The sequence below is a fragment of the Pseudomonas sp. GM21 genome (assembly GCF_000282215.1).
Lineage (GTDB): Bacteria > Pseudomonadota > Gammaproteobacteria > Pseudomonadales > Pseudomonadaceae > Aquipseudomonas.
In genome coordinates this window covers 122,172-137,470 of sequence record NZ_AKJS01000070.1, presented here as the reverse complement: position 1 = coordinate 137,470, position 15,299 = coordinate 122,172, and the positions used below count along the sequence as shown (strand labels likewise).

Sequence of the window (15,299 nt, the reverse complement as noted above, 5' to 3'; positions counted from 1 at the left end):
GGCAAAAGCGCGATTTACGGAGAGACTTTAACTGGCTGAAAGTGATTTCACCCGTTACAGAAAACGGCGCCGAGTATTGCACAGCATTGGTGCACCGTCATGCACTTGCAGGGACCTTATTTACCGCTAGACAGCTCTAGATCAAGCTTCTTAACCGACCACACCTCCCTCCCCCGTAGCAGCTGCCGAAGGCTGCGTCCGGCTGCGAAGCAGTCGTAAAACAGACACCGCGGCCTGCCGGAAAAATCGGGATTGCAGGATTGGCGACTGCTTCGCAGCCGGACGCAGCCTTCGGCAGCTGCTACAAGGATTTGTGTGGGGCAGAAAAAATAGGCGACAACCATGCCCACAATTTTTTCACCATCGCCAACCACCGACTAAGCTTCACTCAAGTCCGATAAATCTGCGTAAATGGATCAATCGACTATGGGCGCTTTGTGGCAAACCGATACGAGTAAAACTGTGGTCCCGACTGAACCTGTGGATGAAGCGCCATCACCTGAAAAACCACGTAGCAGCCGTGTCAAACACGGCTGGAAGGCGTTTTGGTTGCTGTTGCTCATCATCGTGATCGTTGTGGGACTGGCTGCTGCCAAGGAAATGCGCACCTCGAAGTTTCAGGCGCGGGAAGTCAGCAAGTTCGCCGCGTCTCTGAATTACACCCTGGAACCGGGTCCCAGCGACGCCATTCGTTACCCTGGCGCCGGGCCTTTCGATTTGCGACTGGGCTACAGCTCACTGAACGAGTTCCTGCCGCGGTTACTCAAGCGCGACTATGTAATTTCAGCCCAAACCCGCTTCTCCGAAAAACTGATGGACTACAGCGCCAAAGGTCTTTTCGTACCTTACTCGGAGAAAATCCAGGCTGGCCTGTCGATCACTGATTGCCGCGCATTACCGCTGTACCAGTTCAAATATCCACAACAGCTGTATTCGAGCTTCGAATCGATTCCACCGGTGGTGGTCAACAGCCTGTTGTTCATCGAGAACCGCTTTCTGCTCGACCCCAAACAACCCTTGGCGAACCCCGCCGTGGACTGGCCGCGCTTCGGCATGGCCGCATGGTCTCAGGTGGCTAAAATGATTCACCTGCCGGGCCAGTCGGCGGGCGGCAGTACCCTGGCGACTCAGCTTGAAAAGTACCGGCATTCGCCCGATGGCCTGACTGTCTCGGGTGCGGAAAAAATCCGGCAGATGATTTCCGCCACCGTGCGTGCGTATCAGGCCGGTCCGCAAACCCTTGAGGCGCGGCAAAATGTGGTTCGCGACTACCTCAACAGCGTGCCGCTGTCAGCCGTGCCGGGCCACGGTGAAGTGCATGGCATGGCAGAGGGGTTGCGCGTCTGGTACGGCGCCGACTTCAACAAGGCCAACGAAACACTGGCCAGCACCGCCACGGATCCAAAGACCATGGCCGCGAAGGGCTTGGCCCTGCGTGAAATGCTCTCGTTGATGATTGCGCAGCGCCGCCCTTCTCATTACCTGACCAAGGGCCGTGATGAACTGGCGGACCTCACCGACAGCCACATTCGGCTGCTGGCACAGAACAACGTGATCGATGCGCCATTCGCGGCGGCAGCGCTGGCCAGCACCGTCGCTTATCGCGACTGGCAGACCCAGCCAACCATTCAACCGATCGAAACCAACAAAGGCATCAGCGTGGCGCGCAGCCGCCTGGGCGGGTTGCTCAATCGTCCGCTATACGACCTTGATCGCCTCGATCTGTCCGCCACCAGCACCCTGCAAGGCGACCTGCAATCCAAGGCCACCGAGTACCTCAAGCATCTGGCCGATCCGGAGTTTGCCACGCAGATCGGTTTGATGGGCGAACGCCTGCTCACCCCCACCAGCACCACCCAGGTGCGCTACAGCTTCACCCTGTTTGAACTGACACCGGATGGCGCGCGCGTGCGGATTCAGACTGACAGCACCGACCAGCCGTTCGACATCAACGAAGGCAGCAAGCTGGAATTGGGTTCCACGGCAAAAATGCGCGTGCTCACCACCTACCTGCAAATCATCGCCGAATTGCACGATAAATATGCCGGGATGACAGTCCCTGAACTGAAAAAACTCGACGTCCCTGACCAGGACCGCCTGAGCCGCTGGGCCGTCGATTACCTGATCGAGAACAAAGACCACAACCTGCCGGCCATGCTCGCCGCAGCCCTGGATCGCAAATACTCGGCCAGCCCCGGCGAAGCGTTTTTCACCGGTGGCGGGTTGCACGTGTTTCATAACTTTCGCAAGGAAGACAACGCTCGCATACCGACCTTGCGCGATGCCCTGCGCGAATCCATCAACCTGCCGTTCGTTCGGTTGATGCGCGACCTTGTGCGTTACACCACGTATTCCGGCCCCAACAGCAGCGCCGAACTGCTCAAGGACGACCGCGACCCTCGACGTCAGGAATACCTGGCCAATTTCGCCGATCGCGAAGGCACCTCGTTCCTGCTGAAGTTCTGGAAAAAGTACAAAAACAAGGACACTCAGGCGCGGCTCGACACCTTCCTCGACAGCACGCGCCCGACGCCGATTCGCTTGGCGGCAATTCACCGTTATTTGCTGCCGCAGGCCAGTCAGGAAAGCTTCAATACCTTTGTGCGTTCGCATCTCAAAGGCCCCAAGCCCACCGGAAAACCTAACGAAAAACTCACCGACGAACGCCTTAAACGGTTGTACGAAAACTACAGCCCCGGTGCCTACGACCTGCCGGATCAGGGCTTCATCGCCAAGGTTCACCCACTGGACCTGTGGCTGATGGGCTACCTGTTGAATAACCCTGACGCCAAGTGGAGCCAGATCGTCAAGGCCAGCCATTTCGAACGCCAGGAAGTCTATAGCTGGCTGTTCAAAAGCCGTCACAAGGGCGCCCGTGACAGCCGCATTCGCACAATGCTCGAGATCGAAGCGTTCCTCGACATTCACCAGCGCTGGCAGCAAGTCGGCTACCCGTTTGATCACCTGGTGCCGTCGCTGGCCACCGCTCTCGGCAGCTCCGGCGACCGTCCGGCGGCGCTAGGCGAGTTGATCGGCACCATTCTCAACGATGGCGTGCGCATGCCGACACTGCGCATCGACACGCTGCATTTCGCGGCGGACACACCGTACGAAACCAAGTTGATCAATGATCCGGAAGTGGGCAAGCGGGTGATGCCATCCGAAGTCGCCACGGCCATGCGCGAAGCCTTGTCGCAAGTGGTGGATGCAGGTACGGCGAGACGTGTTTCAGGCAGCTTCACCCTCCCCGATGGCAAGCCGCTGGCCATGGGCGGCAAGACCGGCACCGGCGACAACCGCATTTCAGCCATCGGTTCCGGTGGACGGGTCATCAGCTCGAAATCCCTCAATCGTACGGCGACGTTCGTGTTCTTCATCGGCGATCACCATTTCGGCACCCTCACCGCCTTCGTGCCGGGTCGCTCCGCCGAAATGTTCACGTTCACTTCAGCGCTGCCGGTGCAAGTGCTCAAGGGCATGGCGCCGATCCTGACGCCGTACCTGCAACCCACCGGAAACACCGGTTGCTTGCCGATTGAAGTGGTGCGGCGTTAGCAGAACCGGTCGTGTGCATAGGTGGTACATAATTATTTTCGATATTGATAATTTCAATGTTTTTTCAAGGACGAACTCTGACTTAACAGCAGTTATTCAAACTTTAACTTTGAGCGATGAAAGGTAGGCTGGAAGCTCCTATCAGCGCTCAAGGTTTATTAGAACAATGTCTGACTTACAAGGACGTATAACCGCAGATCAAGAGCCGGACACACTTGGCGACAATGGCCGTCACTACGTGTTTATCAAGAGCCGCATCCCTCTCGTGTTCAAAAGCTCATCACTAAAAAGAGCCAGGGAACTAAGTTCCGCGCGAATAAGCCCCGCGACTTGGATAACAACCGCCTCACAGCACGATCACAGCCAGTTACAAGATGCCAATCTGAAACTGTGGACCGAACACAACAGCATCGACCAGCTGTTCAACAAGTTGCAGAATGTTTATGAATTTGCCGAACCCTTATTGAGTGCCGCACTCAAGCAACACTATGGTGTCGAGGACGACGTCAAAACAACATTCCTGCATCTTTATTTACCCAAGCAACAGCCCTGGTATGCCATCGATATTTCAAAAGGTGTAGTCACCCGAACAGTTTCTCTGCTGGACGCCGCGCTGCACAACTTTGCACGCTCTGAAACCTGCGAAGCCGATTCGGATTTCATCAGCCAACCCGATGAACGTGGGCTGTTCGACATCAAACCGATCAAACGCAAGATGTCCATCGCTCAGTTCCAGACGTTGTGTCGCGAACTGGATATCGGCGCCCGATACAACCAATATCTGCAAAGCATGTTGTTGCCCGACGATGCCGTTGCCAAAACGCTCTTGAAGAAAAAAGTCGTCAGAAGTCAGAAAGCAGCATTCGTAGCGGCGGCGCAGCTGGCAGTGGTGACCGGCGACATCGGGCCTTACACCCGTGACGTCGTGCTGGCGATGCTTGAGGGCGAACGCAACCTCAAACTCAAAGGCAAGCACCTGCGCTTTCACGAACTGTCGATGCTGGACACGGCGCTGACCGGCATCGTCCTGATCGCCCCCGATCTGGATCGGACATGGCAGACCGAACAGGTGATTGCCTATGTCCCGCAGGACCCCGAACATCCTCTGAAGTCGTACCCCTCGCTTCCCGACTTTCTCAACGAACTGACGCGCCAACTGCGGGAAAACAAGCTGATCAGATCTAGCGGCATGACCTACCGCCAATACTTCAGTCAGTTCGTCCCTCATCAGCAACGCGGGCTGTTTTTCGCCGAACTCCAGCAGAACCTGACCGAGGTGCGCTGGCACAAAAAAGAGCCACTGGATCAGCGACCGCCATGGCGCGAGGAACCGGTGTCTCACCCCCGACTGCATTTTCGTACCGAGTTGATCAACGGCGGTCTGTGGACGCATCTCTATCAGCAGAAACTGAACAAGATTCTCAACGACGCCAGACACATCGCCGTGTCCACCGCCGATGCCGACAGCAATGCCCGCTGGGCCTGGTGGGACAACTTCAAGAAAATCGTTTCGGACATCTTCAACGTCGCGCTGATTGTCATCACCCCGTTCGTGCCCTTCCTGGGTGAGTTGATGATGGTCTACACCGCCTACCAGATCACCAGTGACGTGGTCGAATCCATCGTCGACATGGCCGAAGGGTTATGGACCGAAGCCGCCGAACACATGGTCGAGGTGGTGACGAACATCATTCAACTGGCGGCTATTGCGGCAGGTGCGGAGCTTGGCAAATTCGCGCGCCTGAGGCTTTCGCCCTTGATCGAAGGCATGAAACCGGTGAGGTTGCCCAACGGTCAGTCCCGGCTATGGCATCCCGATCTCACACCCTACGAACAGCCCGGACTCACGTTGCCGGACGGTTCACAACCTGATGATCGCGGCCTGCATTCGCACAAGGGGCAAAGTGTGTTGCCACTGGAGGGCAAACACTACGCCGTGCAACACCAGGTAGAGCAGGGTCGCTACCGCATCAAGCATCCTCAGCGCGCCAATGCCTATTTACCCGAATTGAAGACCAATGGCCTGGGTGCCTGGACCCATGAAGGCGAAACCCCGCAGGACTGGGAAGGCCCGACATTGATGCGCCGCCTCGGCCATGACGTGGATGGTTTCAGCGATGCAGCACTTGAGCGAGTGCGCATCGCCAGCGGCACCGACGACGATGCGCTGCGCCGGATGTACATCGACAATGCACCACCACCGCCGCTGCTTGCCGACAGCCTGCAGCGTTTGAAGATTGACCGACAGATCGACACAACGATCGAGCAAATCCGTGCCGGGCAGCCCCTCGAACCGAACGCTTACTGGTTCGAGTCTCTGGTGACCTATCTGGACGGCTGGCCCGCAGAGAAAGCGCTGAAGGTTTACCAGAACACCGACCTGACCGGGCCCTTTCACCAGTATGGCAACGGCCAGGCCACTGACGAACAGACCCTCGCCACCAGTCTCACTCCTGTCATGAGCGGTCAACTGGCGCAAAGCGTTGTCGACTTCTTGAGCGAGGCCGAGCTGGAAGCGTTGCTCGGCCCGCAGGTCGCCAAGGGTGATCGCGTGCAGGCCCTGCGTAATCGACTGGGTGATGAAGCCGGCGAGATCAGGACAGACATCTTCACTTATCTCTACCAGGCCGGGCAAACCTCGGACGACCCACGTATCGGTGTGCTCCGTCAAACAGTACCGGAGCTGACGGCCCGCACGGCCGAAACACTGCTGACCGGGGCCCGTGGCGCTGAACTGGAGCGCCTGTCAAAAGAACAGCGCCCGCCGCTGCGCTTGAAAACCCTGGCCCGCGAAGCCGCCTTCGAAGCACGGCTCAGTCACGCCTATGAGGGCTTTTATGCTGACGCGCAGTGGGGGGCGGATACCGAAAGGCTGGTGCTCAACACCTTGCGGCTGCACAGCGACACCTTCGCCGAACTGCGCATTGAAGTGCGCGAAGGAGCCTTCGACGGATTACTGCGATGCAGCGTCGGCGCCGATGACGCGACGACCGTGCGACTGCTGATCCGCGAGGAATCCGGCCAATACGAAGTGCGTGACGGCGCCAACAATAAACTGCATGAAGCCGAGGATTTTATGGAGTCGGTACTCCACGCCATGCCCACGAACAGGCGACAGGCACTGGGTTACCGGCCCGGACAAGGCCTTTTCTTCAAGCAATGGATCATGGCCAAGACCGAAATGCCCAGCGTGCGCAGGACACTGCTCGCCGAGCCACCGAACGTGCCCGTCCTGCCCCCGGAAACGATCACCCTGCTGCGTGGCCCACTGTTTTCCAAACCCGCCGCGACGCTGGAAGACCGGGTAAGCAATCTCTACCCCAACCTGAATAAACGCGAAGTGGAAACCTTCGCTCGATCCTTGAATGCCAAAGAGGAGCCGTTCGAGGTCATGAGCGCGCTGGAGAACGAGCTAAAGAGGCTGCGACAGACCCTGGATAGATGGATGCCACTGTCCTATAGCGACCCGTTTGAGGGCGTGAGTAATCCCGAATTTACTGACTACATGCAAAACGGCGGTAGCTTCATCGCCGACCGACTGTTGCAGTGTTTTGAACGAAGATCGATAGTCTTCGGTGAGCGCAGCGCCAGCCTCGAAGGTGGATACGCACTGGATCTGTCGGCGGAGCTCAAAGTCATCAACCTCGATCAGTGGTGGGACAAGTTGCCCGATATCCAGCACCTGCTGGATCAAGTCACCACACTGACGCTGGACCGGGCAACCTTCAACCCCAGAGCCGGCAGCCTGCTGGAAGACTTCCCTCAGTTGGAGCAGCTCAGTGCCAGGGACTGCCGGCTGGCCCACTTGCCAGCCGGCATCGACAAGATGCACTTTCTGCGCACCCTGCGCCTGACGGACAACCACATCACCCTGACACCCGACGCCGTCGAGATCCTGAGAAACCTGACCCGCATGGAAACACTCAGGCTCGATGAAAACCCGGAACTGGGCCTGCTGCCCAATGTCGAGCGTATGCCCAACCTGATGCTCCTCAGTTTGAGCAACACCGGGGTGACGCGCTGGCCTGATGGTCTGTTCGAGAAACGCCGCCCACGGGGGTTTTTCCTCGACCTGATGGAGAACCCGCTCACTGAATTGCCGACCGTGGTGCCGGGCTCCGAAGATGCACGCATCGTGGCCCGCACGCGTTTGTTCGCCAAGCAGCTCTCCGATGTAAACCGCGTCGCTTTTGAGGAGTACCGAAAGTCGGTGGGCTTGAGCCGCGGGCATATCTACCTCCGTGCCGCCGAGCATGCGATCAATGCCTGGCCGATGTCGGATGATTCCCGTTGGTGGACTAAGGTCGTCGCCGGATTGGGCACGTTCAAGGAAGAAGCCTGGCACGACTTGATGAGCGAGCCAGGCTCCAAAGACTTCTTCGCATTGATCGAGAAACTCAAGCAATCGGCCGACTACCGCGCCGGTGGAGCGTTGCGTGAACAACTCAGCGGGCGCGTCTGGCGCATGATCGAGGCCATGGACCTGGACGCCGAATTGCGCACCGAGCTGTTTGAGATGACCTCCGCCCCCACCACCTGCGCCGATGCCGGTGCCCAGTTGTTCAATAACATGGGGATCAAGGTGCTGACCACCGAAGCCTATGCCCTCTCGACTTCGGCCGCGATTCTGGAGAGCAGGCTGGTGACCCTGGCAAAAGGAGCCGCGCGCCTGGCGCGGGTGGATGACATCGCCGGTGCCGATGTCCGCAGCCGAACGGGCAATCCCGATGAAGTCGAGGTGTACCTGGCCTACGAAACCGGCCTGGCCTACCGCCTGGGCCTGCCATGGCAATCCAATACGATGCTCTACGAACCCACGGCTGGTGTGAGCGCCAGAACCCTCGATACGGCGTTTGACACCGTGATCTCCATGGAGGTCGGCGACGGGCTGGTCAATGAAATGATCGAACAACCCTTCTGGGAAAAGTACCTGCGCGAGGCCTATCCCGACGCCTACAGCCGTAACGCTCGAATCTACCGGGGCAAACCCGAGCTACTGGATCAGTTGCGCGATGCGCAACGTACCTGGGTACATTCCGCCCGATGGCCTGAAGTGCGGCGCGCTCCGTTGCGACGGCAGTTGCAGGATCTCGCCGATCAACTGCCCGTGCCCCACAGCGTGGTGCTTACCGGTGCCGAGATGACCGATGCCGTGTATGAGCGGTTGCTCAACGAGATCGGCTATGACGAAAAGGCGTTAAGCAGACGCTTGACCCGTGAAGCATTGCAAAAGGCCGATCCGTCGAAATAGATGCATGTCGATGCCAGTCTCGCCGCGCGCATTGAGGGACTGGCATCAGCCCACCTCCGAATCCCAAATGACCGTGATGTTGCCCGAGTAACTTCGGGCAACATTCGGTTTGAGCATCTCCTCGACGTGGTCCCGGGTTATCTCAAAGTGCAGCGTTCCGGGTTTGCGATCCACATAAATCCCCGGTTGAAACAACTCCGTGCCACTGCCGTCAAGCCGTAACGGCCGACGATTGACCGGTTGCTCATTGGCATCGTTCAAGCCATGGGGCAGGCTGACGCTGACCTTCAGGGGGACGTTGTGACCGGTCACAGACTCTCGCAAAGCGCAATTTTGCCCATCCTGCGTGTATAGGCATTCGAGCTGCATTTTGAAGCGTGAACTGGCGGAGATATTGAACGTCTGGTCGCGGAACAGGCGGGTCGGTTTTCGCCCTTGCGTCAACCACGACTGCCAACCGCCTTGCGGCACCAGCTCCACACGGTTGCCCCCTGGTGGGATATCCACTTTGAGGGTGTGCTGCACGTCCAGCGTGAAATTCAAGGTCAGGGTCGGACTGCTGGGCAGCATGATGTCGCCCATGTCGAAGTCTCTGTTGGGACCGAGGTAATAGGTCAAATCGCCGACATATTTTCCCGACGACATGCCCAATGGGTTGGGTGTGACGAGCTCATAGGCAAAATCCAGATACTGATATTGCATCCACGGCACATCGAACTTTGCCTGTTTTACACATGAACCCTCCACAGGGGTTTTCCAGAAAAAACCGTAGGTCTGTGGCGCATAGAAACCGACGCCGCTGTACAGACAAGGTGCCGGTGCGTTCACCCAACTGCTGCCCCACAGTTGATTGTGAGCGAGCCGATAATCATCCCCGCCGCCCACCAGACCGATCACGTCGTCCGTCACATATCTGGAACCTATGCCGGCAATGCGAACCTTTACGGACTCCGGTTTACCCGTGGTTTCATGGAATACGGTCAGCTCTCGCCACTGCGCCGGGACCTTGATCCACGCGCCCTTGCGCGGATCAGCGTGATTGGCCGTGATCGGCCCGCTGGAATCGAACTGGATCGGCACCCGCAGGCTGAACATTTCGTTGTCGACACACTGCTGAGGGTACGTGGCGCAGTAACCACTGGACGGCGTGTCGTTAGTGAATTTATTGCGCTGCGGGTTCGCCGAATCCGGCTTGAACGAGGCCTGAATCGACACCTCCTCTGCCCAGGCTGATGACGGCCACACCGACAATAAAAAAGTCGCGCCTACACATTGCCGGAACACTTGAAAACGCTTCATCCCTTTAGCCTCCTAAAATCGATATCAAGCACCGGGCTGCGTTCACGGAGCCGCTAAACATCCGAATCCCAGATCACTGTCACGTTGCCCGAGTATTGGCGAGTCACACCTGGACGAATCATTTCGCCGACTTCAGCGGCGGGAATTTCGAAATGCAGCGTTCCCGGTTTGCGATCCACATAAACGCCCGGTTGAAACAGTTCCGTACCACTGCCGTCAATCCGCAGCGGTAAACGACTGACCGGTTTCCCACTGGCATCGCTCAACCCATGGGGAAGGCTGACGCTGACATTCAGGGGAACAGCGTGACCGCTGACGGGTTCTCGCAGGGAACAATGCTGTCCATCCTGTGTGTACTGGCATTCGAGCTGCATTTTGAAACGTGAACTGGCGGAAAGATTGAACGTCTGGTCGCGGAACAGCCGTGTCGGTTTGCGCCCTTGCGTCAACCACGACTGCCAGCCGCCTTGCGGCACCAGCTCCACGCGGTTGCCCCCCGGTGGAATATCAACTTTGAGGGTGTGCTGAACGTCCAGGGCGAAGTTCAAGGTCAGCGTCGAGCTGGTGGGCTGCATGATGTCGCCCATGTCGAAATCGCCGTGAGGACCGAGGGTGTATGTCAGAGCCCCCAGGTATTTGCCCGAAGACATACCCAACGGGTTGGGAGTAACCAGTTCATAAGCAAAGTCGAGATAGTCATAACGCAGCCACGGCACATTGAACTTTGCCTGCTTTTCACATGAGCCTTCGGTCGGGGTTTTCCAGAAAAAACCATAATAATTGGCCGTGTAAAACCCCACGCCGCTGTAGAGACAGGGAGACGGTGCATGAACCCAGCTAACCCCCCAAAGTTGATTATGAGCAATCCTGTAGTCATCCCCACCACCCACCAGACTGATCACGTCTTCAGTGACATAGCGCGAGCCAATACCTGCGATACGAACCTTGACCGTCTCCGGTTCTCCGGTCGCTTCATGGGTGACGGTCAATTCTCGCCACTGCGCCGGGACTTTCAGCATGGCGCCCTGACGTGGATTCCCATGATTAGCGGCAATGGGTCCATTGGAATAGAACTGAATCGGCACTTGCAGGCTAAACATCTCGTTGGCGAGGCACTGCTCGGGGTATTTGACGCAGTAACCACTGGACGGTGTGTCATTGGTGAATTTATTGCGCTGCGGATTCGCCGAATCCGGCTTGAACGAGGCCTGAATCGACACCTCCTCCGCCCCGACCGTTGGCAGCCACATCGAACACAAAACCATCGCACCGGCACACCGGCGTAACCTGTGAAAACGCTTCATCCCTTTAGCCTCGTAGAATCGCTATCAAGCACCTGGCATGACCGCGTTGAAGATCATATTGACGTTGCCAAAGTAATTGCCGGGCTTGTAAACCCCATCGGCCGGCGGCATCGGGACGATTTCCAGCAAGACACGTTTGCCGGGGGCGGCGTCGGTCAGGGACACTACTTCGCTGTCCTCGAGTTCACTCAATAACGTGCCGTTGAACAGCACACGCAAACCAATGTCATCGGCCGGAGTGCCGTTGGACAGATACGGTCGGCCTTCAAGCCTTGCCTTGATCGAGCCCGCTTCGTTCTTGACGTCGAAATACTTGCGCAAGCCGCCGAGCGTCGACGCGGTCAGGTTCCAGGGCAATTGCTGCTCACGATGGATCCAGGTCGGGTCGGAGGGAATCACGTAGAACGCCTGGGTCGGGATCGTCACGAACACTTCGAACTGATGCACTTCCCTGGCGGCAAAGGCCGGATGACTCGCATACGAAGCAGCAACCACCAACAACCCTAAGATCAGTTTCCTGGTCATGGCATCAACCCTTCACGTCGAGTTTTTTGCTGCTTGCACCTTCCACCAGTGTGAACTGGTACTGGCGTCCGGCCTGTTTTTCGAAGGTAAACGTACGACCGGCGAGAATGTGATGCTTGGTGGTCGGCTGGCAGTCCTGCTCGCTTTTAACCGAGCAATCCTTGAACTCATCGATCACCACGACCGTGTTGCCGTTGTTGCGGATCCGGTAAGTGCCCGCGCCGTTTTCGATCGCGCTGTCAAAGCGTGCCTGCTTGGGTCGTACGAAAAAAACCGCGCCGTAACCCGCCAGTACATTGACCCCGGCGGAGAGGGTTTTCTTGTAGTCGTCACGCTCTTCGCTGGAGACGGCGAACTCATCTTCTTTCTCGGGCACCACCGGTACAAAACGCACGCGGAAATAGCGCTCTTTGTCGCGCTCGCCCATGAACAACAATCGCGTGCCCTGCATGCCGTTGGCCGGGACGATCAGTCGAGCCGGGCTGGCCATCAAGCCATCACGGGCGCTGCCATCCGTGCTGGTCTTGAGCGGCACTTCCTGCGATTTGCCGTCGGCGTCATAAAGGATTTCGAGAATGTTGACCTTCACGAATGCCGTGCTGTCGCCGCCATTGAAAACCCGTTTCAAAAAGGTACTTTTGTCACCGTCCAGATAGTCGTACACCGTGCCGATATTGATGCTCGGTGTTGCCTGCACTGCCTGGGTAATCAAACAAAAACCAAATACTGCCAACAGACGTTTCATCGTCCTTTACCTCGTTGATTAATCACGTTCTGCCGGGCCATCAACCCGCCGTTCGAGCCACAAAACTTGCATCCGCCAAGGTGTCCGGCGTGCAGCGCAAATCACCGATCATCAGCACGTTGTTTTCCGTGCGGCCATTGCTCGGGTCGAGGCGGAATTGACACAGCAATTGATCACCGTGGCGCACTTCCAGGGTCGGTGAGCCGGCGTTCATTTCCATCGAGAAAAAGCCGTCCACTTCACTCACGCCGCGACTGGCGTGGTTGATGATGTGGTGGCCCTTGAGCGGGTTGCCTTGAGGGTCGATCAAACGACCGAGTACGGTGAGGGTTCGCATGACCTTGATCTGGCGATAGCCCACACCGCCCTTGTTCAGGTGATAACTGGAACGGGCCGGCTGAATGGTCGCGGCAGGCACATGGTTGCCCTCGAAATCGAAACTGACCGAACTGCTTTTGTAGGCGGTGATCGGCACAAAATTGCGCCCGGGTTTGAGTACCGTGCTGCTGCCGCTCAAATCGTCGGCGCGCAAGGCGATGTCGGTGATGTCCGATTCGACATCGATAATCATGCCCGCACCGTTGCGGTGGTACTGGCTGGTCACGACCATTTTCTGGCCGCCGACGGCCACGGTGCTGTCCAGGTTCAGGCCACCGGTGAAGTCGTTGTTGAAGGACGAGCGCTGGACAAATCCGTCGCCGTTGACCAGGTCCGTTTGCATCGTCCCCATCGCGTTCAACCCCACGCCGTAGGTGTCGGTGAGGACCGTGGCCGAGACATTTTGCAGCAGGTGATCCTGCAGGTCTTTGCGGTAGGAGATCGAAGCGTTATTATCCCGACCGCCCTCGCGCGCAGTGCGTGAGCCGATGCTGCCGGAGAGCTGTTCACCGGGGCCGCCCAAGGCAATGTTGACGCTCAGGTCGACACCGCGGTTGCGTTCGTCATCCGAACTGATACTGCCCGGCCGATCGAACAGGGACAGTCGCCAGTTGGCATCGCTGCCGAACAGCCGGGTGCGCTGGGTCCATCCCAGATCCACTCCCGTGCCATTGGTGTTGCCCTCACTGTGGGATACCCGCGCATTGACCGAGCTTTTGCTGGTCAATCGATGGTTGATCGACAGCGAAGAGTTGCTGGTTTGCCCGACAAACACGTTTGGCTGCCGCACCCGCGTGCCATCGGGCAGGGTGTCATACAGTTTTGTGGTGTCGAGCCAGCTGCGGTTATAGCTGGCGACGAGGCTGCCGCTGCCATAGGAGTAGAGCCCCTGCACGTCAAGACCGGTGCCGTAGTCTTCGGTCTGGTAGACGTTGGCATACAGGCTGGCGTTATTGACGATCGACCAGTCGACTGACGTGCCGTATTGCAGGTTGTCGCGCACCTGACGGCCGCTCAGGCCGAGGATCACCCGCGGATGCAGCAGGTAGTTGAACGCGGCGCCAGCGGTCATGTCGCCATCGTCCTGTTCGTCCCAGTTGCTGAGCACCTTGGATTCACGGCCGGCGAAGAGGTTGTAGCGCCAGCGTTCGTCATGGTTGCGCCAATTGTTCGGCTTGTAGATCAGTTCCTGGGTGCTTGAGGTGATTTGGCCGTCTTCGATCAGCCGCACTTCCACTTCATAGATGCCACCCGGCAGCGGACGCGTGTCGAGGGTTTGCAAACCGGCGGGCACGGCCTGGGTATTGATCAGCAAACCGTCGCGGTAGATCTCCACCGACCCCTGGCGATTGGCGGTGACATAAATGGGATAAACCGCCGCCTTCGGGTTATTGAGGGCCAGACTGTCGGAACTGCCATACATCACGCCCAGCGCCGTGTCGGGGCTGGTGCCAAAGGTATTCGGCTGGCGGGTCAGGCCTTCGGACGAGGGCGTGAAAAGACCCAGGCGCAGAAAGTTGCCTTCAAGTTCGCGTTGGGTGAACAGCTCATTCACGGAGTGGTAGAGCGTGTTATCGATGCCGCCCAGTCGTGACAACTGAACGTTGACGGCTTGAGTCCAGTTACCCAGGCTGCTGCTGGCTTCCAGCCCGTAACGGCCGCCGAGGTCCTGGTTCTGGCCACCGTTGAGGTTCAACTGGTTGCGCACGATCAAACCGGTGCTGCCCCCTTCGGGCAACGTGTAGTAATGCTGCGCTTGCTCGTCACGCTCGGCATTTTGCGTGGCGATCGACAGCAGCGAGTTTTCCAGACTGTAATGCACCGCCAGAAGCTGCTCGGGGCACTTGGCCTCGCAACCGCCCAGCGCCACACCTTGTTTCAGCCAGGCCGACCAAGTGTCGCGCTCGCCGGGCTTGATCATACTGTCACTGACGTCAGTGAAGTCAACCAGGGTGATGCGATCGTCGCGGGATAACACCACCATCGCCTCACCAAGAAATTGTTGGTCAAGTTCCACGCGCACGGCCAATGGCACGTCAAAGAAGTGCTCTTCGAACTCGGTCGGCAACCCTTTGGCCTGCGCCAGCAGACTTCGAGGTGTAGTGCCGTTATCCGCTGGCGCGGCGATCGCGGTCGCGCAGAAAAAAAGGGCAAGCGCCGTCGCGATGGGAGTCATCGGGAACATGAACGGGATACTCTGAAGATAAGTGCGTTAAAACCCGATCGACAGGCAGTGACTACC

7 protein-coding genes are annotated in these 15,299 nt (G+C 57.9%); 2 read left to right on the top strand and 5 right to left on the bottom strand.

Going from position 1 to position 15,299, the window contains the following annotated elements:
• Positions 1-426 precede the first annotated feature (426 nt).
• Positions 427-3,555 (top strand): transglycosylase domain-containing protein, encoded by a 3,129-nt coding sequence (locus PMI22_RS18760; RefSeq protein WP_007944910.1) that lies wholly within the window; start codon positions 427-429, stop codon positions 3,553-3,555.
• Positions 3,556-3,721: 166 nt separating this feature from the next.
• Positions 3,722-8,806, top strand: a complete 5,085-nt coding sequence (locus PMI22_RS18765; protein ID WP_007944909.1) for an NEL-type E3 ubiquitin ligase domain-containing protein — start codon at positions 3,722-3,724, stop codon at positions 8,804-8,806.
• A gap of 45 nt (positions 8,807-8,851) precedes the next feature.
• On the opposite strand, the gene PMI22_RS18770 is transcribed toward PMI22_RS18765, so the two are convergent.
• From PMI22_RS18770 to PMI22_RS18790, 5 genes are all read right to left on the bottom strand, one after another.
• Positions 8,852-10,105: a hypothetical protein gene (locus PMI22_RS18770; protein ID WP_007944908.1), complete on the bottom strand. Its 1,254-nt coding sequence runs from the start codon at positions 10,103-10,105 to the stop codon at positions 8,852-8,854.
• 53 nt (positions 10,106-10,158) lie between these two features.
• Positions 10,159-11,355, bottom strand: coding sequence for a hypothetical protein (locus PMI22_RS18775; protein ID WP_238543922.1), 1,197 nt, complete (start codon positions 11,353-11,355; stop codon positions 10,159-10,161).
• Positions 11,356-11,433: 78 nt separating this feature from the next.
• Complete coding sequence (locus tag PMI22_RS18780; protein ID WP_007944904.1) at positions 11,434-11,934, bottom strand: CS1 type fimbrial major subunit; 501 nt, start codon at positions 11,932-11,934, stop codon at positions 11,434-11,436.
• Positions 11,935-11,938: 4 nt separating this feature from the next.
• Positions 11,939-12,679 carry a hypothetical protein gene (locus tag PMI22_RS18785; RefSeq protein ID WP_007944903.1) on the bottom strand — a complete coding sequence of 247 codons (741 nt, stop codon included), beginning with the start codon at positions 12,677-12,679 and terminating at the stop codon, positions 11,939-11,941.
• Between the two features lie 40 nt (positions 12,680-12,719).
• Positions 12,720-15,242 carry a TcfC E-set like domain-containing protein gene (locus PMI22_RS18790; protein ID WP_007944902.1) on the bottom strand — a complete coding sequence of 841 codons (2,523 nt, stop codon included), beginning with the start codon at positions 15,240-15,242 and terminating at the stop codon, positions 12,720-12,722.
• Between the last annotated feature and the right edge of the window lie 57 nt (positions 15,243-15,299).

Excerpts from the sequence above, each read along its gene's own strand:
- PMI22_RS18760 (WP_007944910.1), top strand. The coding sequence starts at position 427 with ATGGGCGCTTTGTGGCAAACCGATACGAGTAAAACTGTGGTCCCGACT.
- PMI22_RS18770 (WP_007944908.1), bottom strand. The coding sequence starts at position 10,105 with ATGAAGCGTTTTCAAGTGTTCCGGCAATGTGTAGGCGCGACTTTTTTA.
- PMI22_RS18775 (WP_238543922.1), bottom strand. The coding sequence starts at position 11,355 with ATGTGGCTGCCAACGGTCGGGGCGGAGGAGGTGTCGATTCAGGCCTCG.
- PMI22_RS18785 (WP_007944903.1), bottom strand. The coding sequence starts at position 12,679 with ATGAAACGTCTGTTGGCAGTATTTGGTTTTTGTTTGATTACCCAGGCA.
- PMI22_RS18790 (WP_007944902.1), bottom strand. The coding sequence starts at position 15,242 with ATGTTCCCGATGACTCCCATCGCGACGGCGCTTGCCCTTTTTTTCTGC.
- PMI22_RS18765 (WP_007944909.1), top strand. The coding sequence starts at position 3,722 with ATGTCTGACTTACAAGGACGTATAACCGCAGATCAAGAGCCGGACACA.
- PMI22_RS18780 (WP_007944904.1), bottom strand. The coding sequence starts at position 11,934 with ATGACCAGGAAACTGATCTTAGGGTTGTTGGTGGTTGCTGCTTCGTAT.